Source organism: Fructilactobacillus frigidiflavus (assembly GCF_044054575.1).
GTDB lineage: Bacteria > Bacillota > Bacilli > Lactobacillales > Lactobacillaceae > Fructilactobacillus > Fructilactobacillus frigidiflavus.
The window spans coordinates 1,608,446-1,626,706 of sequence record NZ_CP168716.1 but is presented as its reverse complement, the minus strand read 5'-3'; the positions used below and the strand labels follow the sequence as shown (position 1 = coordinate 1,626,706).

Sequence of the window (18,261 nt, the reverse complement as noted above, 5' to 3'; positions counted from 1 at the left end):
GCTACGCTATCAATGGAAGATTAGCTCAGCTGGGAGAGCATCTGCCTTACAAGCAGGAGGTCACAGGTTCGATCCCTGTATCTTCCATTGAGCCGTTAGCTCAGCCGGTAGAGCATCTGACTTTTAATCAGAGGGTCGGCAGTTCGAACCTGCCACGGCTCATTACAACTAAATATTTTTAGGCATAGTATATGCCGACTTAGCTCAGTTGGCAGAGCACCTGTCTTGTAAACAGGGGGTCGGAGGTTCGAATCCTCTAGTCGGCATTTATGCGGAAGTAGTTCAGTGGTAGAACGCCAGCTTGCCATGCTGGAGGTCGCGGGTTCGAATCCCGTCTTCCGCTTATGCCGGGGTGGCGGAATTGGCAGACGCACAGGACTTAAAATCCTGCGGTCAGTAATGACCGTACCGGTTCGATCCCGGTCCTCGGCATTTATTATGCACCTATAGCGCAATTGGATAGAGTGTCTGACTACGAATCAGAAGGTTGCAGGTTCGACTCCTGCTAGGTGCATTTTTTCGGGAAGTGGCTCAGCTTGGTAGAGCACCTGGTTTGGGACCAGGGGGTCGCAGGTTCGAATCCTGTCTTCCCGATTAGATAATTGATATTCTTTTGTCTATATATCGCGGTGTAGCTCAGCTGGCTAGAGCGTCCGGTTCATACCCGGGAGGTCGGGGGTTCGATCCCCTCTGCCGCGATTAGGTCCATGGATCTTTAGCTCAGTTGGTTTAGAGCTGACGGCTCATAACCGTCCGGTCGTAGGTTCGAGTCCTACAAGATCCATAAATTAAACCTTTTGGTTTAATACCTATTGCATTAACTTTTTTCACGTGATATAATAGTATTCGTGTTATGGAGGATTACCCAAGTCTGGCTGAAGGGAACGGTCTTGAAAACCGTCAGGCGAGTCAAATCGCGCGAGAGTTCGAATCTCTCATCCTCCTTTATATTATCGCGGGGTAGAGCAGTCTGGCAGCTCGTCGGGCTCATAACCCGGAGGTCGTTGGTTCAAATCCAGCCCCCGCAATTTTGGTCCGTTGGTCCAGTCGGTTTAAGACGCCTGCCTGTCACGCAGGAGATCACGAGTTCGAGTCTCGTACGGACCGCTTTAAGTTGGCTCTGTAGCTCAGTTGGTAGAGCAACGGATTGAAGCTCCGTGTGTCGGCAGTTCGATTCTGTCCAGCGCCATTGTTTCATATTTATAGCATATTATTATGCGGGTGTAGTTTAGTGGTAAAACCATAGCCTTCCAAGCTATTGTCGCGAGTTCGATTCTCGTCACCCGCTTTAATGGGCCTATAGCTCAGCTGGTTTAGAGCGCACGCCTGATAAGCGTGAGGTCGGTGGTTCGAGTCCACTTAGGCCCACTTCTTGGAGAAGTACTCAAGTGGCTGAAGAGGCGCCCCTGCTAAGGGTGTAGGTCGCGTAAGCGGCGCGAGAGTTCGAATCTCTCCTTCTCCGTAAGTTTTACTATTTTATATGACCCGCTGGTCAAGTGGTTAAGACACTGCCCTTTCACGGCAGTAACATGGGTTCGAATCCCGTGCGGGTCATTTTTAATATTTTATTATCGCGGGGTAGAGCAGTCTGGCAGCTCGTCGGGCTCATAACCCGGAGGTCGTTGGTTCAAATCCAGCCCCCGCAATTTTGGTCCGTTGGTCCAGTCGGTTTAAGACGCCTGCCTGTCACGCAGGAGATCACGAGTTCGAGTCTCGTACGGACCGTACGATTTATATTAATAAAAAACGATTAAATTCTTTTAGGATTTGATCGTTTTTTGGTTAGATTAAATTTAAAATTATATCTTTGGATTTGAAATCCTAATTACTGGTACAAAAAAAGCATTGATAATCCATCAATGCCAAAATCATTAAATTATTCTTCAATTCGTTCATATCCTGAATTATGGTAATTAATACTAAAGTCATCTTTGAAATTATCAAAAGCCATGAAATTATCAATTTTATTATTTTTCCATTGAATAAATGAGTATTTGTCTTTCCAAAGAGTTAAAAGGATTTTTTTATCAGGATTTTCAGCATCAGTCATGTAGTAGGCACTATACATTCCTTCAGGATGATTAATGTCAGTCATGAAATTACTTACGGTGGCATTTAGAACTTTACGACGTTCAGCATCAGGCGTTACCTCAACGTAATCTATGTAATGATTCCAGTTATCAACTCCAGTATGTGAAACAACTTCATAAATCACTGGATTTGAAAAGATTGATGGTTCTCCTGAATAATCAACTAATTGGAGACCAGTATCGTTATTAGATGGAGAAAATAATGCTAAATCACGTTCAGGATGCTTGGCAATAATTTTGTCTAGGACACTCTTAGAACCAAATGTTACAGAAATTTGTTTAATCATAATAGTTACTCCATTCATTTTATTTACATTAAGTTTAAAATAAAGTAGTCTAAGTTAAAAGAATTATGCATTAGAAGGTGGATATTAATGAAATTAACAGTATTAGGGTACTATGGTGGCTTTCCGTATCAAGATCAAGGAACTAGTGGTTATTTAATTCAATCAGATGGTTTTAATTTACTACTTGATTGTGGAAGTGCAGTTTTAATTTCATTAGAAAACCAATTAGATCCCTTAAAGTTGAATGCAGTTGTTTTATCGCATTATCATGCTGATCACATTGCTGATGTCGGCGTTTTACAATATTACTGGCAACTACACAATGAACGTTATAAAACTCCTGTATTGCCAATCTATGGGCATACGTTGGATAAAAATCACTTTGATGCTTTAGATTGGCCTAACTCAACGAAAAAAGTTGCTTTTGAAGCAGGACAAGTTAAAAAAATTGGACCATTTGAACTATCATTTATTAAAACAGTACATCCAGTCCCAGCTTTTGCAATTCGGATTCAAGAGATAAAGACGGGAAAAACACTTGTGTATACTGCTGATTCACGCTATTTTACTGAGTTAGTTAACTTTACTAAGGATGCTGATTTATTAATTGCCGATACAAATTTTTTTAGTGATAAAACTGGTCCAATTTGGCATATGACTTCGACAGAAGTTGGGAATCTCGCTAAAGAAGCAGGGGTTGCCAACCTAATGATTAGTCATTTGCCCCAATCAGGGAAATTAAGCGTGTTAAAACAACAAACTGAACAAGCTGCGGGAAACCAGGTAAATGTTATTTTACCCACAGTAGGAAAACAAATTGAAATAAGTTAAGAGGGATAAAAGTTGAAATACGAAAGATCAAATGAAAATACAATTAAAGTTTGGGTCACAACCAGTGATTTAAAAGAACGTAAAATGAATCTATTAGATTTGATGCAAGATAAAAATAAAGTGGAAAACTTTTTTTATTCGATCTTAGAAGAGGTTGACGATCAGCATGATTTTCAAAACAATGATTTAGTATCATTTCAAATTTTGCCAGAATCTGACGGTTTTCAAATGATTATTAGTAAAGATAATGATGTTGTTTCAAAATTAACCGAAGCAAATGTAAATTTCATGTCGGAACAAACCAAAGAAAAATTTGAGGAAATTAAAGAAAAAAATCGTCCAATTGATGAGTTTGATGAAAAAAAGATGACTAGAACGGTCCCTATTTATTTTTCTAATTTCGAAGAAGTAATTGGAGCCGTTAATGAAATTCAAAACCAGCTTGACTTTCCCGGGATGCAGATTAAAACTGATTTGTACAAAGCACAAGATCACTACTATTTGATTGTAAGAGCCTTTTTATTACCTGATGGAATTAATGCTGGTTATGAGGAAGTAAAGCAACGCATGAATTTAATTGATGACCAATTAGCTCTAATTTACGAATATGGTCACCTAAGTGAGATTCATGCTGATCAAATTCAACAACAAACAAAGTTGATCGTTAAGGATTCAGCGGTTAATACCATTAAAAATTATTTTGTTTAAAGACTAATTTAGGTTAGTCTTTTTTCGTACCTTTAATAGGGTGATTGAATGTTAATGGCACTTGATCAGCAAAACTTAATTAATGCTGAATTTGCAAAGAGAAGTAAGAAGTATTTTTGTCCGATCTGTCACGAATTAGTAATTTTAAAACATGGATCAAAAATGATTGCTCATTTTGCTCATCATTCGGCTTCTGATTGTGTTGGCAGTGAAGGGGAGACACAACTTCATTTGCGGGGAAAACAACAGTTGTTTCATGATTTAATTAGGGATTATCCCAAAATTAAACTAGAAGTTTATTTAATTGCCGTAAAACAACGTCCAGATTTATTAACTGCCAAGCTCGCCTTTGAATACCAATGTAGTCCAATTACTAATCGGCGGTTAAAAGAAAGGGTCACTGGGTATCAATCTCAGCAAATTAATTCGATCTGGATTTTAGGAATGGACTACTTTAAAAAGAGTTTACAGGCAGATGCAGTTTTACGTTTTCTGCGCTATCAACGTTACGTTGGTTTTTATTTATTATTTTTGGATGCCTCGCAGCATTGTTATTATTTAAAATATCGAATTACGCAAGTTGGAAATCAAATAGTTTGCAAGCTAAAAAAATTTGCTACCTATCAAGCGTTAATCAAGTTCATGAAAAAGTCACAGCCATTTACCTATCCAAAGTTAGATTTGATTAAACTGACACAAACCATCGAAACCGAATTGAGATGGCAAACTGGCAACGTACTAAAATTACAACAACTTTGCTATGAAAATGGTCATTTATTAAGCGGATGTCCCCTCATAACGCACTATCCAATTTTAAACACACCAATTATGAAGCGAAATTGGCTAGCTTGGAAAATTAAAATTATTTTAGTACTGGAAAAGCAGCAGTCCTGTAAATTATCTGATTTACTTGAGTTAGTTGAATATGAAGAATATTTATTTATTAAAAGCAAAAATCCAGCTTTAAGTTTCCTAGCTTCGTTAAAAAAAGCTGGTTACGTAAATATTAATAACCAAAATGTACGATTAATTAAAAATTTCGTTTGGTATCGTGATACATATGATAAAATTGACGCAATTAAAAAAATGAAAAAGAGGTCCGCGTATGACAGTTAAAAGTATTCCTAAACGTAATGAAGTTCCAGAAAATTTAACGTGGGACTTAACCACAATTTTTAAAGATGAAGCAAGATTTAAGGTTGAATTGGACCAAGTTAAAGCTGAGGTGGCAACCGTTAATCAATTAGCTGGCAAATTGGCTAATAGTGCTGATGACTTGCTCCAAGTAGTTGAAAAAGTATTGAATTTGAATCGTCGTTTTGAAAAGGTTTATGTCTATGCTCATTTAAATCATGATGTCGATACCGCAAATAATGGAGCCCAAGTTCGAATGGAACAAGTCGAAGCTTTGGGCACCAAATTAAGTGAAGCAACGTCCTGGTTTGATCCAGAAATCATTAATTTAGGGAAAGTAAAAATTGATGCTTACATGGCAACCCAACCTAAATTAACCGAATATGATCGATTATTTAAGATGATTTTGAAAGATGAAGGGCATGTCTTAAGCATTGAAGCTGAAAAACTCCTATCAGGGGCTTCTAATATTTTTAATGCACCGGAAAAAATCTTTAGTATGATGGATAGCTCTGATTTTGTTTTTCCCGAAGTAAAAGACGAGCAAGGTAACACGGTTCGACTCTCAAACGGGTTATACAGTTTATTACTGCAATCGACCGATCAGAATGTTAGAAGAGAAGCTTTTCAAAAGTTCTATACGGTTTTTAATCAGTTTAAACATACCCTAGCAGCAACGTTATCATCTGAAGTTGCTGTAAATAATTACCAAGCGCAAGTACATCATTTTAGCAGTGCCCGGGAACAGGCAATGCATGAAAACGAAATCCCAGCAAAGGTTTTTACTACCTTAGTTAAGACGGTCAATGATAATTTGCCATTATTACATCGTTATGTAGCTTTACGCAAAAAAATTCTAAAGATTTCTGAGATGCACATGTATGATATGTATGTTCCTTTGGCCCAAACCCCGGATGTTAAATATACATTTGCGGAATCAAAAAAGATTATGTTACAGGCTCTACAAGTTATGGGACCTGATTATGTTAAACACGTTGAAGAAGAATTAAACAATCGTTGGATTGATGTAGTGGAAAATAAAGGGAAACGGACCGGGGCCTACTCATCTGGTGTTTATGACACGAATCCCTATATTTTATTGAATTGGCAAGATAACCTAGATAATTTGTATACTTTAATTCACGAAACCGGACACAGTATGCATAGTTATTATTCAAGTCATAATCAACCATATCAATATGGTGACTACTCAATTTTTGTGGCTGAAATTGCTTCGACCACTAACGAAAATATCCTAACCGATTATTTATTAGCGAATACCAATGATCCCGAAATGAAAAAATACATTCTTAGTCAATATTTGGAAGGGTTCAAGGGAACAATCTTCCGGCAAACTCAATTTGCGGAATTTGAAAACTGGATTCATGAACAGGGGCAATTAGGCAAATCATTAACGGCGGATGTTATGAGTGAAAAATACAAAGCAATTAATGAAAAATACTACGGTGATGAAATCATTTCTGATCCAGAAATTGCGATTGAATGGTCAAGAATTCCCCATTTTTATTACGATTTTTATGTTTATCAATATGCAACTGGATTTGGCGCAGCTTCAACTTTAGCTGAAAAAATCAGTTCAGGAAATCAAGCTGCAATTGATGCTTATTTAAACTATTTGAAATCAGGAAGCTCCGATACCCCAATTAACATTATGAAACGAGCCGGGGTTGATATGACGAACAGCCAATATTTAGAAGCGGCATTTGCCAAATTCTCGCAACGCATGGATGAATTAGAAAAATTAATTGAAGCCTAAATTTTAGGTAACAAAAAATCGAGTAACCAACTTTTAATAGAGGGGTTACTCGATTTTTCAATTGTATGTAAACTGCTTTTTACAAAACCCGTAAATTAGGCATTGCTTTAAAATCTTCAAAAGAATCTCTTTTGATGACACCTTTGAATAAATCAGCTAACTGCGTATCATTTATTTTTTCAACTAATAAACCATGCTCACTTGAATGACAGTCAAACATTACCAGACTGCCATGATCACTAATTCCCATTTCTTGAACTAACTTTTGATCAGCAACGATATTCTTTTTAACCATTGCTGATTCCCGATCTTCTTGAAACATCTCTAGGTCTAAGTTAACTGCTAAGGCAGCTTGTTTAACCAATTCTTCCGTATAGGCTTCTTTTTTGATAAGGGTCAATTCTTGAATTAATTGTAAAAACTGACGTCCTTTTTTGCATCCTTGGTAAAGGGCCGCTTTATAATCAATTGTCATTTGATAGGAGTCAAGATTAAGCTGATTAGCTTCGTTAATAGAACTTAGATTGATAAAGGGGATGAATCTTAGGCAAACTTTACAATCAAGTTCGTCTGTAACCTTGGTTACGGTTTGTTCAGAATTTAAACATTTTGAACAAGCGGGATTAACGAATAAATACACTTCCAACATCAACTATTCCTCCTTATCATTAGTATTATAAGTTTCATGCATAATATACATTAACAAATTATTAGGAAAATTCAAAGAATTAGCATGCCTTTTTGCGAAATAACGTATTATTATATGTGATATGATAAATTTATAATATTAGCCAAGATGAGGTGAGTTGATGATTAAAGATTGGAATTTGTTTTTATTTCCTTATAATCAAGCTGCAAAAGAATGGAAAATAAAATTACGAGGAATTCGCGAAGAATTTCAATTAATGGATGAGCATTCACCAATTGAATTTGTAACCAGTCGAATCAAAGCGGTCGATAGTATCAAAGAAAAAATGATTCGCCGTAATATTGAACCAGACCGCCTAACGGAAGATATGGAAGATATTTGTGGACTTCGAATTATGTGTCCCTTTCTGGATGATATTTATGCAGTCGTTGATATTTTAAGAAAACGAAATGACATTGATATTTTAGAAGAACGGGATTACGTTAATAACGAAAAGAAAAGTGGTTATCGCTCTTATCACATTGTGTTTAAATATCCGCTTGAGTTGTTGGATGGTCAACATAATATTCTAGTCGAAATTCAAATCAGAACGCTAGCGATGAATTTTTGGGCAACCCTTGAGCACTCCTTAAATTATAAGCATCCGGATGTCTTTCCAGAAAACGTTCATCAACGGCTTCAAGCAGCCTCAGAAACGGCCTTTAAGCTTGATGAGGAAATGTCAGAAATTAGAAAAGAATTAATTAAAGATGCAAAAAAACATCAATCAGAGGGTGAAAAATAGATGAGAATTGCAATTTATGGAAACGATAAGCCAAGCTCCAGTAAAGTAGCAGCTGAATTATCAAAATTAATCAAAGCATCAAAAGTTTTGGAATTAGACGAATTAAATCCCGAAGTTGTGATTTCCGTGGGGGGAGACGGAACGTTATTATCGGCCTTTCACCATTATGATGATATGACTGAAAAAGTTCGGTTTGTCGGAATTCACACGGGGCACCTTGGGTTTTATACCGATTGGCGGGATAATGAAGTCCAACAATTAGTCGAAAGTTTAGAACATGATAACGGACAAAGTGTGAGTTATCCTTTACTCGATATTGAAGTTAACTATTCTGATGAAGGTAAGCCAGATTACATGGTAGCCTTAAATGAGTCAACCGTTAAAAAGATGTTTGGAACCATGGTGGCAAAGGTCTATATCAAAGATTATCTATTCGAAAGTTTTCGGGGAGACGGACTTTGTATTTCAACACCGACTGGGTCAACGGCTTACAACAAATCTGTTGGGGGTGCGATTATTTCGCCCAAGTTTAATGCGGTCCAGATTGCAGAAATGGCCTCAATTAATAATCGGGTCTTTCGAACCATCGGATCACCAATCATCATTCCACCAACTGAGTCAATTACAATCGTTCCACAGGTCTCATTACATAATGTGTTAACTTGTGATCAACTTTTGGTGATGGATCGCCCAATTAAATCGATTATCTATAAAATTTCCAAGCGTCGAATTTACTTTGCTAAATATCGGCATACGCATTTCTGGGAACGGGTTAATAATTCATTTATCGGCGATAACCTCAATGATTAATTTTAAGTGGACGAATCAGAATGAGAATCGATTGAAGTTGCGGACGTTTTTGTTAAACAAGGGCGTTACTCGGACATTATTAAAACGCATTAAATTTCATGGTGGTCGAACCCTGGTTAATGGGGTAGATGTGTATACCAATCATATGTTGGAACCTGGTGATTACGTCGAAATTATTTTGCCACCGGAAGAACAAAATGAAATCCTAAACGTTTCCCACTTACCAATTGAGATTCTGTTTGAAAATGATAACTATTTAATTGTTAATAAACCCGTTAATGTAGCCACGGTTCCATCACATCTTTATCCAAATGACACCATGGTCAATCGAGTGTTGGGGTATTTTCTAAAGCAAAATTACCCTAGTCAAAAGATTCATGTGGTAAATCGCCTAGATCGGGGAACTAGCGGGCCGGTCATTTTTGCCAAAAATAGTTTGGCACATTCGATTTTAGATAAAGAATTTAAAAACCATCGGATTAAAAAAAGTTATATTGCTGGACTAGTCGGTAGAATTCCATACCAACATGCTAGCATCATGTTACCAATTGGCCGTAAGCCAGGTTCATTTTTGGAACGGATGGTGGTTACTGGGGGAAAAGCTTCTAACACGGAATTTTGGCAATATAAAGCTAATGATCGCTATTCTTTAGTTAAAATCAGGCTTCATTCTGGAAGAACTCATCAAATTCGCGTCCATTTTGCGACCATCGGGTACCCTTTGATTGGTGACTGGCTGTATGGAAAAGAAACGGCTGAGTTAGATCATCAGGCTTTGCACAGTTACCAATTAGAATTTTGGGATGCTTTAGATGAAATCGAAATCAAAGTTAAAGCCCCAATTCCTAGTTATTTTAATGATTTAATCAAAAAATGAGCAATTAGAAATCAATCTAATCACTCATTTTTTTATTTTTGGTTAATACAGATAAATGGTTTTAAATCATTTTCGACTTTAATTAATTCTTCATTCCCTTTAGTCAATGGAATTAATCGAAGTGAATTTTCTTGTAAAAGTCGCTGGTTGAGTTCGGATAAATTTTTATCAGTTACAATTCCAGCAAAATCATGTTCAACTAACCAAGCAATGGTTTGATTCCAGGCGGCTTGATCGAGGTTATTAAAGGCTGGGGAAAAGAACATTTCCATTCCATCAGATGCCCCAATTAAGGCCTCCATGGCTTCTTCATCAATTTGATGGTCGGTAGTAGTTGCTCCAATAATCACTCCATCAACGCCGAGTTCTTGGCATTGAAATAAATCATCTTCCATTAACTTGATTTCAGAATCATTAAAAACACTAGTGGCTTGATTTGCGTTTACAAAGACGTCTAAGCTCACCTGGTGTTCATGAGTATACGTAACGGATGCGGCAATTAATCCCCGACTCGGTGTCATTTCATTATTCGCAAGGGCTACTCGAACTTTAGATTGTTGAGTAGCTGCGGGTACTTCACGGAAACTGTTTACTAATGGTTCAATATATGTCATTTGAATCCCTCCAATGGCTTTATTATACTGGTTTTAATAACATAATTCAGTGATAGTAAATTCAAAATTTGTGCAACATGTTATAATTAAGTGTTAAAGACTATCGAATTAAAAGAATTGGAGAAGCAAAATGACAAATCATATCGTTTTATTTGAACCACTCATGCCGGCTAATACCGGAAACATTGCCAGAACCTGTGCGGGAACTGATACAGTGCTCGATTTAATCAAACCCCTAGGATTTACAATTGATGATAAACATTTAAAACGGGCTGGTTTAGATTACTGGGATAAAGTTGAAATTAACTATCATGAAAGTTTACCAGAATTTTTAGAAACAGTAAAAGATCAGAAAAATTTATTTTTGGTTTCAAAATTTGGTAAGTATAACTATACTGATCATGATTATTCCAAGCTGAATGAAGATCGATATTTCTTGTTTGGGAAAGAAACGACCGGGTTACCAGAAAAGTTCGAACAAAAATATGCGGAACAAGCAATTCGCATTCCGCAAGATGACTCTCATATTCGGGCATTGAATCTTTCCAACAGTGCTGCAATTGTAATTTATGAAGCATTACGCCAACAAAATTTTGCAGGATTGAATAAAGTTCATACTTATGAACACGATAAACTATCTGAATTTAAAAAGTAAAAGTGAGGTGTTTTTTTGGCAACCAGAAGCAAAACAAAAAGAAAACCACGAGCTAGAAAAAAGAAAACAAATGGATTTTTTCAGCGGGCATTGGGATTTTTAGCAGAAAACAAGCTTAATGTGATTGGACTTGTGATAGTTCTCATTGGAGCACTCGCTTTTTTTAATTTTGGCATAATTGGAAACTGGTTTGCTAACTTAGTTAGAATTCCCTTTGGAAATGCGTACCGTTTGATTTGGGTTTTATTAGCAATTGCTGGTGGTTTTTTATTTGTAGAACGACCATTACCAAAGATCAAAGATCGGTTTATCTGGGGACTAGTGATTGGGTTTCTTGGATATTTAATTTTTGCCTCCACGATGATGTTTAGTGCTCTAGGCCAAAGATATCAATTTATTGACATTACATGGCATACCGTTATGAATGACTTATCGAAAGGGACGACTAAAACTAATGTTGGTGGGGGAATGATTGGAGCCGGCTTATTACAGCTTTTTGATACGTTAATCTCATTTCCGGGAACGATTGGGCTAGCAATTTTATTGATGTTAACTGGAATCGTAATTTTCTTCAAAATTCCAGTTGGTAAGTGGAGTGAAATTTGCTTTAATCACAGTAAAAAATGGGGTGCGGCAATCGCTGCAAAATATCAGCGCCATCAATTACAAAAACAGGCAACTCGGAAAACCAAAGTTACCCAACAACCGAAAAAAACTAAGCCACCCGTTGAACCAACTCCAGAACCAACTGCAACAGCAACGGTGGTACAGGATGAACCAATTAAAGTTGAGCCGACTCCCGTCAAAGCGGAAAAGGCAAAGCCCACAATTAAAATGGCTAGTGATAATCAAACGCAGTCCAAGGGCTTTCAAGCGCAACCAACTAACCCAATTGCAGGTGACTATCAGTTGCCTTCCACTGATTTGTTAGAACAAATTCCTCCAGCTGATCAAACCCAAGAAATTCAGGCAATTGATAAAAACACCCAAGTTTTGCAAAAAACTTTGAAGAGTTTTGGGGTTGATGCGGAAGTTAAAAACGTTAGTTTAGGGCCTTCGGTTACTGAATATGAGTTACATCCGGCCATCGGGGTAAAAGTTAGTAAAATTGTTCATTTGAGTGATGATTTAGCCTTAGCCTTGGCCGCCAAAGATATCCGAATTGAAGCTCCCATTCCTGGAAAGTCATTGATTGGGATTGAAGTTCCTAATCGAGAAATTGCAACGGTCTCATTTCGGGATACTTTTGAATCACAAGATAGTAAGGGAATTCAAAAAGTTTTGAGTGTTCCCTTAGGAAAAGACGTTAATGGGAACGTAATTTCTTGTGATATCACGAAAATGCCCCATCTTTTAATTGCTGGATCAACCGGAAGCGGAAAGTCAGTTGCAATTAATGGAATTTTAACGAGTATTTTATTAAAAGCAACGCCTGATCAAGTTAAATTGATGTTAATTGATCCCAAAAAGGTTGAATTAGGGGTTTATAATGGTATTCCTCATTTACTTTCTCCCGTTGTTTCGGAGCCAAAGAAAGCTGCTCGGGCACTAAACAAAGTAGTTGAAGAAATGGAAAAACGTTACGAGTTGTTTGCAAAAACGGGACAACGAAAAATTGATACTTATAATGAATTTGTCAAAGAACAAAATCAAAAGAACGGGACTGAGATTCCCACTCTTCCATACATTGTTGTCGTCGTTGATGAATTAGCTGATTTGATGATGACAGTTTCAAATGAAGTTGAAACGGCAATTATTCGGTTAGCCCAAATGGGTCGAGCAGCTGGGGTTCATATGATTTTGGCAACTCAGCGGCCCTCAGTCGACGTTATTACTGGTTTAATTAAAGCCAATGTTCCTTCGAGAATTGCTTTTGCGGTTTCCAGTGGAACGGACTCACGAACAATTATTGATTCTAATGGAGCCGAAAAACTGCTTGGTCGTGGGGATATGTTATTTGAACCAATTGATCAAAATAAGCCAACGCGAATTCAAGGATCGTTTATTTCGGATCAAGACGTAGAAAACGTGGTAGACTTCGTTAAGGCAGAAGGTGATCCTGAATATGACGATAATATGGTTGTGACCGATGCAGAAATGGAGCAAGAAGCTAACGATGAAGAAAAAGATGAACTTTTTGATGAGGCTTTAGCCTTTGTCGTCCACGAGCATAAGGCTAGTACTTCAATGTTACAGCGCCGCTTTAGAATCGGTTATAATCGGGCAGCCCGAATTATTGATGATATGTATGAACGGGGATATGTTGGAGAACAACGTGGTAGCACTCCACGAACGGTTTATAAACAGGAATCTTCTGAAAATATGTAATAAAAAAGGCTAGAGTTTTTATACTCAAGCCTTTTATTAAATATTTTCGAATACAGCAGATGCTGATACCAGAACAACTCCCAAGAGAGTAATAATAACCATAATCCATACAAAAATGTATAGAATTTTTTGGAAAGTTGTTTTATCACGCCATTTTGTCAAAATAAACCCCACTTTCGTCGTCTAATGGTTTAATTCTAACTTTAGCATTACAACATTGCAACTATCTAATTGAGAATGAAAGGATAAATCATGACTTTAATTGCATATCCACAAACTTTTGATGAATTGGTAAAAAGCCAAAGTAAACCATTCCTAGGCTTATTAATTGTTGGATTACTATTAATTATCCTGAAACGGGTTATAAATAATCCACGACTTAATCGGGTGAAGCCAATTGATCTTTTCCCCGTTTTTGCAATCATTGCCATTCCTCTCCTAACCATTGATCGTCATGGTAATAGCTTTTTGCCGTTTTTAATTTGTTTATGGATGATAATTGGAATTGTCTGGATTATTTATCAACTTGGTTCCACCGGTGAATTAGTTTTAAAGCGCTTTTTGATTGCATTTTGTCGATTTGGTGATTTATATTGGTTATTTTTTTATGTCGCTTCGTTTATCATAAAAATATTAGAATAATTATCTAAACAGGACTTTGAGAATTGCTGCTCAAAGTCCTTTTATTTTTGTGGTAAAAAATTGGCGAAAAGTGGTTCAAAGTGGCAGATTGTGGTAGACTAAAACTAATCTTAGGAAGAGGGGAGATTCTGCCATGTTGATGGGTGAATATCGTCATAATATTGACTCAAAGGGCAGAATTATTATTCCCGCTAAATTTCGTGAACAATTAGGCAAGGTTTTTGTAATTACTCGAGGGTTAGATGGATGTTTATTCGGTTATTCTGCTGAAGAATGGGAAAACGTTCAAGCTGAAATTGACAAGTTACCCTTTAACAAAAAAGATGCTCGAACGTTTACGCGGTTATTCTTTTCGGCAGCAACTGAATGTGAGCTTGATAAGCAGGGAAGAGTTAATTTACCCGCCCCGTTGGTTAAATATGCGGGCTTAAGCAAAAACTGTGTATTAACTGGTGTTTCGACTCGGTTTGAAATTTGGGATGCTGCTAAATGGGATGCTTATACCGAAAAATCACAAGACGAATTTAATGAAATTGCTGAAAACTTATTAGATTTTTAACAAAGGAGGGGAATCCATGGCAGAATTTAATCACGTTACGGTATTGCTCAACGAAGCAGTAGCTGGATTAGACGTTAATCCGAATGGAGTTTACGTTGATTGCACACTTGGTGGTGGAGGACATAGTTCTTTATTACTTTCTCAGTTAACGAATGGCCATTTATATGCTTTTGATCAAGATAACCATGCGATTGAATACAATCAAGAACATTTACAAAAATATTTGGCTGAAAATGAATTAACTTTTATTCATGATAATTTTCGGAATTTAGCGAAAGACTTACATGAACAAGGGGTTACCGAAGTTGATGGAATTGTTTATGATTTAGGAGTTTCATCACCACAATTTGATGATGCTGAGCGCGGATTTAGTTATCAAAAAGATGCCCGCTTAGATATGCGAATGGATCAAAGACAAACGTTGGATGCTTGGAAAGTCGTTAACGAATGGCCTTATGAACAGCTAGTACGAATCTTTTTCCGTTACGGGGAAGAAAAATTCTCTAAGCAAGTTGCAAGAAAAATTGAAAGAATTAGAGCCGAAAAGCCGATTAATACCACTACAGAATTAGCAGAAATTATCAAAGAAGCGATTCCAGCAGCAGCTAGACGGCATGGGGGAAATCCAGCTAAAAAGGTTTTTCAAGCAATTCGAATTGCAGTTAATGATGAACTAGGTGCCTTAGAGGATTCATTAGAGCAAGCATTGCAATTATTAAAAATTCATGGAAGAATCAGCGTGATTACCTTTCAATCCTTAGAAGATCGCTTAGTTAAACGGATGTTCAAAGAGAAAACTACGATTGAAAATTTACCTCCAAATATTCCTGTGATTCCAGATGAATTACAACCACATTTTAAAATGGTGCAAAAGAAACCCATTTTACCAAGTGAAAATGAACAATTAGAAAATCATCGCTCACATAGTGCAAAATTAAGAATTATTGAACGAATTAAGTAGGAGGATTTAAGCCATGGCACAAGGCGGACTAGCTAGAAAAGAAAGTTCTAGCAATACATATACAGTTTCACCACGAACGAAGGTCACAAATGCACCAGTTGAGACAACGCAACTGGCCTTATCAGGATTTGAAAAGTTATTAATTAGCCTAGGAGTCTTTATCACTTTTTGTTTGCTAGTTACAATTGTTTCAGCTAAAAATTCAATTAATGTCTCACAACGCTCATTGCAAAATGTTACCTCACAAAATAGTCGGCTTAATGATGAGAATCAAAGTATGAGACAAGCATTAGATGGAATGGAAAATGACGCGATTAACAGAGTTGTTAAAAAGGATAATCTTTCAATTGCGAACTCTAATGTAAGGGACGTTGCAAGATGATGAATAAGCAAAACCAGCTGCATAATCGAAAACATGCTGAGAGAATTCGAAGAAAATTTGGGACTATTTTTTTTCTTTTTGTGTCGATAATCTTTGTTGCGATTATCGGCTCTTTTTCGGTTAAAGCCCTTTTTAAAACGGCCAATGGTGTTGATTTGGTTTCTCGCACCAAATCACTATATAACCGAAGTAGTATTATTCAAGCTCATCGAGGCAAAATTGTTGATGATCATGATGAACCCTTAGCTGAAGATACAAATACCTATTCACTTTATGCCGTAATCAGTAAAACGCAAAAAAGTGTTTCTGGAAAACCAGAATATGTGCAAGATAAGCAAAAAACGGCACGAGTTTTATCCCAAAATTTACCTATTTCCTATGAGAAAGCTTATAAGGCCCTTAATCCGGAAAATAAGGGAGCTTTCCAAGTTGAATTTGGAAATGCTGGGAATAACATCGGCTTAATGACGCGGAAAAAAATTGAGGCCCAACATTTAACTGGATTGCATTTTGTCCCCAAACCAGCCCGCTTATATCCTAATGGGGTATTCGCATCGCACATCGTTGGGCTAGCCTCATTAATTCAAAATGCTAAAACGAAGCAGGCAAGTTTAGTTGGTCAAATGGGAATTGAAGAATCATTTAACAAATTTTTAACTGGGAAAAATGGGTATAAAGCCAGTCAAGAAGATAACTATGGATATAAAATTCCATCCGGTGAAAGTAAAGAAGTTAAAGCCAAAAATGGTGATAATGTGCATACGACGATTAATTCGAGCCTTCAATTATTACTAGAAAACCAAATGAATAAGGCGCAACAAGAGGCAAATCCGAAAAGTATGACAGCCATGTTAATGGATGCTAAAACGGGAAAAATTGTTGCGGCTTCTCAACGGCCCACTTTTAATCCTGAAACCGGTAAGGGACTAGGAGACGTATGGCGTGATTCTTTAACCCAAGATCTCTACGAACCAGGTTCAACGATGAAGGTCTTTTCTTTAGCATCTGCCATTGATAGTGGCCATTTTAACGGAAATGCGACTTATCAATCCGGGAGGTATCAGATTGGTGATGCTGTAGTTCCTGACTGGAATCCTGGTGGTTGGGGCATAATTTCCTTTAATCAAGGATTTGCAATGTCAAGTAACGTTGCAATGGCCCATGTTGAACAAATGATGGGTGCCAGTACGTGGCGTAACTATATCAATCGGTTTCAATTATTGAAAAATAATACATCACAAATTGATCAACAAGCATTGGGGAAAATCCAGTTTAAAGAACCAATTGAGCAAGCCAACACTGCATTTGGACAAGGGATTCAAGTAACTGCTTTACAGATGCTACAAGGATTTACGGCGATTGCTAATAATGGGGAAATGATTCAACCCCAATTTATTTCGAAAGTAACAGATGCCAAAAATAAAAAGGTAGTCAAAGCTTATTCGAAAAAAGTAGTGGGACATCCCATTAAAGCTTCAACTGCAAAAGCTGTTAGAAAACACATGGAAGATGCTGTTTATAAGTCTTACGCGGTTGGTCAAGACTTTAAGATGGAAGGTTACAAAGTAGCTGCTAAAACTGGGACGGCTCAAGTAACGGATAGTAATGGCCAATATGGAAATGGCAATTCTAGCTACTTATATTCGGTAATTGAAATGGTTCCAGCTGATAAGCCACGCTACATTATGTACGTAACAATGAAGCAACCCCAAAACATTACGATTCCAACCACTAAAGTAATGGGAGATAACTTTAATGTGGTCATGAAAAAGGCATTACAAAACAATTTAGCAAAAGTAAAAACACCTAAGATACCTAAAGTAGTGGGTGATCCTTTATCGGAAGCCCAAAATAAGTTGAATGCTAAAAAAATTCAAAGCGTGGTAATCGGGAAAGGAAACTCAGTTGTGAAACAAAATCCGGCAGCTGATGCACCAAAAGATTTATCACCAAGGGTCATGTTGTTAACTGATGGAAGGATGACGATGCCTGATTTAACTGGATGGAGTCGTGATGAAATTGAAGATTTTGCTTCCCTAACTAACATTAAAGTTACATTTGATGGTGAAGGAAATGCGACAGAACAAAGTATTAAACCTAATGATGAATTTGATGAAAATACACAATTAGAAGTTAAATTAACTAACTAACTTAAAAACTGAAAGGAATTTGT

Annotated in this window: 18 protein-coding genes and 19 tRNA genes; 33 read left to right on the top strand and 4 right to left on the bottom strand. The window is 37.1% G+C overall.

Annotated elements, in window-relative coordinates; all coding sequences use genetic code 11:
- Positions 1-14 precede the first annotated feature (14 nt).
- The 19 genes from ACEPSS_RS08430 to ACEPSS_RS08340 all read left to right on the top strand — a co-directional run bounded on the left by ACEPSS_RS08430 (position 15) and on the right by ACEPSS_RS08340 (position 1,725).
- Positions 15-87: transfer RNA gene (locus tag ACEPSS_RS08430), tRNA-Val, on the top strand.
- 2 nt (positions 88-89) lie between these two features.
- A tRNA-Lys gene (locus tag ACEPSS_RS08425) sits at positions 90-162 on the top strand.
- Positions 163-193: 31 nt separating this feature from the next.
- Positions 194-266: transfer RNA gene (locus ACEPSS_RS08420), tRNA-Thr, on the top strand.
- A 5-nt stretch (positions 267-271) separates the two neighbouring features.
- A tRNA-Gly gene (locus tag ACEPSS_RS08415) sits at positions 272-343 on the top strand.
- Positions 344-346: 3 nt separating this feature from the next.
- Positions 347-432, top strand: a tRNA-Leu gene (locus ACEPSS_RS08410).
- Positions 433-440: 8 nt separating this feature from the next.
- A tRNA-Arg gene (locus ACEPSS_RS08405) sits at positions 441-514 on the top strand.
- A gap of 6 nt (positions 515-520) precedes the next feature.
- Positions 521-594 (top strand) — tRNA-Pro (locus ACEPSS_RS08400).
- A 31-nt stretch (positions 595-625) separates the two neighbouring features.
- A tRNA-Met gene (locus tag ACEPSS_RS08395) sits at positions 626-699 on the top strand.
- 10 nt (positions 700-709) lie between these two features.
- Positions 710-784: transfer RNA gene (locus tag ACEPSS_RS08390), tRNA-Ile, on the top strand.
- A gap of 71 nt (positions 785-855) precedes the next feature.
- A tRNA-Ser gene (locus tag ACEPSS_RS08385) sits at positions 856-945 on the top strand.
- Positions 946-954: 9 nt separating this feature from the next.
- Positions 955-1,028, top strand: a tRNA-Met gene (locus ACEPSS_RS08380).
- 4 nt (positions 1,029-1,032) lie between these two features.
- A tRNA-Asp gene (locus tag ACEPSS_RS08375) sits at positions 1,033-1,107 on the top strand.
- Between the two features lie 9 nt (positions 1,108-1,116).
- Positions 1,117-1,189, top strand: a tRNA-Phe gene (locus ACEPSS_RS08370).
- A gap of 28 nt (positions 1,190-1,217) precedes the next feature.
- A tRNA-Gly gene (locus ACEPSS_RS08365) sits at positions 1,218-1,288 on the top strand.
- 5 nt (positions 1,289-1,293) lie between these two features.
- Positions 1,294-1,368: transfer RNA gene (locus ACEPSS_RS08360), tRNA-Ile, on the top strand.
- 6 nt (positions 1,369-1,374) lie between these two features.
- Positions 1,375-1,462, top strand: a tRNA-Ser gene (locus tag ACEPSS_RS08355).
- A 20-nt stretch (positions 1,463-1,482) separates the two neighbouring features.
- Positions 1,483-1,554, top strand: a tRNA-Glu gene (locus ACEPSS_RS08350).
- An 18-nt stretch (positions 1,555-1,572) separates the two neighbouring features.
- Positions 1,573-1,646: transfer RNA gene (locus ACEPSS_RS08345), tRNA-Met, on the top strand.
- A gap of 4 nt (positions 1,647-1,650) precedes the next feature.
- Positions 1,651-1,725, top strand: a tRNA-Asp gene (locus tag ACEPSS_RS08340).
- A gap of 151 nt (positions 1,726-1,876) precedes the next feature.
- Here the strand turns inward: ACEPSS_RS08340 and ACEPSS_RS08335 are convergent.
- A complete protein-coding gene (locus ACEPSS_RS08335) occupies positions 1,877-2,377 on the bottom strand; it encodes a hypothetical protein (protein ID WP_395319098.1) in 501 nt (166 codons plus the stop codon).
- An 87-nt stretch (positions 2,378-2,464) separates the two neighbouring features.
- Between ACEPSS_RS08335 and ACEPSS_RS08330 the strand changes: the two genes are divergently transcribed.
- The 4 genes from ACEPSS_RS08330 to pepF are packed head-to-tail and all read left to right on the top strand — an operon-like array spanning position 2,465 to position 6,827.
- Positions 2,465-3,208 carry an MBL fold metallo-hydrolase gene (locus tag ACEPSS_RS08330; protein WP_395319096.1) on the top strand — a complete coding sequence of 248 codons (744 nt, stop codon included), beginning with the start codon at positions 2,465-2,467 and terminating at the stop codon, positions 3,206-3,208.
- 12 nt (positions 3,209-3,220) lie between these two features.
- Positions 3,221-3,916, top strand: a complete 696-nt coding sequence (locus ACEPSS_RS08325) for an adaptor protein MecA (protein WP_395319095.1) — start codon at positions 3,221-3,223, stop codon at positions 3,914-3,916.
- A 54-nt stretch (positions 3,917-3,970) separates the two neighbouring features.
- Positions 3,971-5,032, top strand: coding sequence for a competence protein CoiA (locus tag ACEPSS_RS08320; RefSeq protein ID WP_395319093.1), 1,062 nt, complete (start codon positions 3,971-3,973; stop codon positions 5,030-5,032).
- Positions 5,022-6,827: an oligoendopeptidase F gene (pepF, locus tag ACEPSS_RS08315; RefSeq protein ID WP_395319091.1), complete on the top strand. Its 1,806-nt coding sequence runs from the start codon at positions 5,022-5,024 to the stop codon at positions 6,825-6,827. The genes ACEPSS_RS08320 and pepF overlap by 11 nt, the downstream gene beginning before the upstream one ends.
- Before the next feature lie 79 nt (positions 6,828-6,906).
- On the opposite strand, the gene ACEPSS_RS08310 is transcribed toward pepF, so the two are convergent.
- A complete protein-coding gene (locus ACEPSS_RS08310; protein ID WP_395319090.1) occupies positions 6,907-7,476 on the bottom strand; it encodes a DsbA family protein in 570 nt (189 codons plus the stop codon).
- A 160-nt stretch (positions 7,477-7,636) separates the two neighbouring features.
- On the opposite strand from ACEPSS_RS08310, the gene ACEPSS_RS08305 reads away from it, so the two are divergent.
- Genes ACEPSS_RS08305 through ACEPSS_RS08295 form a run of 3 tightly spaced genes read left to right on the top strand, consistent with a single transcriptional unit; the run spans position 7,637 to position 9,947 of the window.
- Entirely contained in the window at positions 7,637-8,260 is a 624-nt protein-coding gene (locus ACEPSS_RS08305; RefSeq protein ID WP_395319088.1) for a GTP pyrophosphokinase, read from the top strand.
- Positions 8,261-9,070 (top strand): NAD kinase, encoded by an 810-nt coding sequence (locus ACEPSS_RS08300; protein WP_395319086.1) that lies wholly within the window; start codon positions 8,261-8,263, stop codon positions 9,068-9,070.
- Positions 9,063-9,947 (top strand): RluA family pseudouridine synthase, encoded by an 885-nt coding sequence (locus tag ACEPSS_RS08295; protein ID WP_395319084.1) that lies wholly within the window; start codon positions 9,063-9,065, stop codon positions 9,945-9,947. The genes ACEPSS_RS08300 and ACEPSS_RS08295 overlap by 8 nt, the downstream gene beginning before the upstream one ends.
- A 32-nt stretch (positions 9,948-9,979) precedes the next feature.
- Here the strand turns inward: ACEPSS_RS08295 and ACEPSS_RS08290 are convergent, their stop codons facing one another.
- Positions 9,980-10,561 carry a copper homeostasis protein CutC gene (locus tag ACEPSS_RS08290; RefSeq protein WP_395319082.1) on the bottom strand — a complete coding sequence of 194 codons (582 nt, stop codon included), beginning with the start codon at positions 10,559-10,561 and terminating at the stop codon, positions 9,980-9,982.
- 130 nt (positions 10,562-10,691) lie between these two features.
- Here ACEPSS_RS08290 and trmL point away from each other — a divergent pair, with 130 nt between their 5' ends.
- Both trmL and ACEPSS_RS08280 read left to right on the top strand, forming a co-directional pair.
- A complete protein-coding gene (trmL, locus tag ACEPSS_RS08285; RefSeq protein ID WP_395319081.1) occupies positions 10,692-11,216 on the top strand; it encodes a tRNA (uridine(34)/cytosine(34)/5-carboxymethylaminomethyluridine(34)-2'-O)-methyltransferase TrmL in 525 nt (174 codons plus the stop codon).
- 15 nt (positions 11,217-11,231) lie between these two features.
- Complete coding sequence (locus ACEPSS_RS08280; RefSeq protein ID WP_395319079.1) at positions 11,232-13,544, top strand: FtsK/SpoIIIE family DNA translocase; 2,313 nt, start codon at positions 11,232-11,234, stop codon at positions 13,542-13,544.
- A 36-nt stretch (positions 13,545-13,580) separates the two neighbouring features.
- On the opposite strand, the gene ACEPSS_RS08275 is transcribed toward ACEPSS_RS08280, so the two are convergent.
- Positions 13,581-13,718 carry a DUF4044 domain-containing protein gene (locus ACEPSS_RS08275; protein WP_395319077.1) on the bottom strand — a complete coding sequence of 46 codons (138 nt, stop codon included), beginning with the start codon at positions 13,716-13,718 and terminating at the stop codon, positions 13,581-13,583.
- A gap of 78 nt (positions 13,719-13,796) precedes the next feature.
- Between ACEPSS_RS08275 and ACEPSS_RS08270 the strand changes: the two genes are divergently transcribed.
- The 5 genes from ACEPSS_RS08270 to ACEPSS_RS08250 all read left to right on the top strand — a co-directional run bounded on the left by ACEPSS_RS08270 (position 13,797) and on the right by ACEPSS_RS08250 (position 18,238).
- Positions 13,797-14,186: a DUF3397 family protein gene (locus tag ACEPSS_RS08270; protein ID WP_395319075.1), complete on the top strand. Its 390-nt coding sequence runs from the start codon at positions 13,797-13,799 to the stop codon at positions 14,184-14,186.
- Positions 14,187-14,319: 133 nt separating this feature from the next.
- Entirely contained in the window at positions 14,320-14,745 is a 426-nt protein-coding gene (mraZ, locus tag ACEPSS_RS08265; protein ID WP_395319073.1) for a division/cell wall cluster transcriptional repressor MraZ, read from the top strand.
- Between the two features lie 16 nt (positions 14,746-14,761).
- Positions 14,762-15,706 carry a 16S rRNA (cytosine(1402)-N(4))-methyltransferase RsmH gene (gene rsmH, locus ACEPSS_RS08260; RefSeq protein ID WP_395319071.1) on the top strand — a complete coding sequence of 315 codons (945 nt, stop codon included), beginning with the start codon at positions 14,762-14,764 and terminating at the stop codon, positions 15,704-15,706.
- Positions 15,707-15,719: 13 nt separating this feature from the next.
- Positions 15,720-16,088, top strand: coding sequence for a hypothetical protein (locus tag ACEPSS_RS08255; protein ID WP_395319070.1), 369 nt, complete (start codon positions 15,720-15,722; stop codon positions 16,086-16,088).
- Complete coding sequence (locus ACEPSS_RS08250) at positions 16,085-18,238, top strand: penicillin-binding transpeptidase domain-containing protein (protein ID WP_395319069.1); 2,154 nt, start codon at positions 16,085-16,087, stop codon at positions 18,236-18,238. Before ACEPSS_RS08255 ends, ACEPSS_RS08250 begins: the two co-directional genes overlap by 4 nt.
- The last annotated feature ends 23 nt before the right edge of the window (positions 18,239-18,261 follow it).

Coding starts and splice junctions, on each gene's coding strand:
- ACEPSS_RS08335 (WP_395319098.1), bottom strand. CDS start 2,377: ATGATTAAACAAATTTCTGTAACATTTGGTTCTAAGAGTGTCCTAGAC.
- ACEPSS_RS08330 (WP_395319096.1), top strand. CDS start 2,465: ATGAAATTAACAGTATTAGGGTACTATGGTGGCTTTCCGTATCAAGAT.
- ACEPSS_RS08320 (WP_395319093.1), top strand. CDS start 3,971: ATGGCACTTGATCAGCAAAACTTAATTAATGCTGAATTTGCAAAGAGA.
- pepF (WP_395319091.1), top strand. CDS start 5,022: ATGACAGTTAAAAGTATTCCTAAACGTAATGAAGTTCCAGAAAATTTA.
- ACEPSS_RS08310 (WP_395319090.1), bottom strand. CDS start 7,476: ATGTTGGAAGTGTATTTATTCGTTAATCCCGCTTGTTCAAAATGTTTA.
- ACEPSS_RS08305 (WP_395319088.1), top strand. CDS start 7,637: ATGATTAAAGATTGGAATTTGTTTTTATTTCCTTATAATCAAGCTGCA.
- ACEPSS_RS08300 (WP_395319086.1), top strand. CDS start 8,261: ATGAGAATTGCAATTTATGGAAACGATAAGCCAAGCTCCAGTAAAGTA.
- ACEPSS_RS08295 (WP_395319084.1), top strand. CDS start 9,063: ATGATTAATTTTAAGTGGACGAATCAGAATGAGAATCGATTGAAGTTG.
- ACEPSS_RS08290 (WP_395319082.1), bottom strand. CDS start 10,561: ATGACATATATTGAACCATTAGTAAACAGTTTCCGTGAAGTACCCGCA.
- trmL (WP_395319081.1), top strand. CDS start 10,692: ATGACAAATCATATCGTTTTATTTGAACCACTCATGCCGGCTAATACC.
- ACEPSS_RS08270 (WP_395319075.1), top strand. CDS start 13,797: ATGACTTTAATTGCATATCCACAAACTTTTGATGAATTGGTAAAAAGC.
- mraZ (WP_395319073.1), top strand. CDS start 14,320: ATGTTGATGGGTGAATATCGTCATAATATTGACTCAAAGGGCAGAATT.
- rsmH (WP_395319071.1), top strand. CDS start 14,762: ATGGCAGAATTTAATCACGTTACGGTATTGCTCAACGAAGCAGTAGCT.
- ACEPSS_RS08255 (WP_395319070.1), top strand. CDS start 15,720: ATGGCACAAGGCGGACTAGCTAGAAAAGAAAGTTCTAGCAATACATAT.
- ACEPSS_RS08250 (WP_395319069.1), top strand. CDS start 16,085: ATGATGAATAAGCAAAACCAGCTGCATAATCGAAAACATGCTGAGAGA.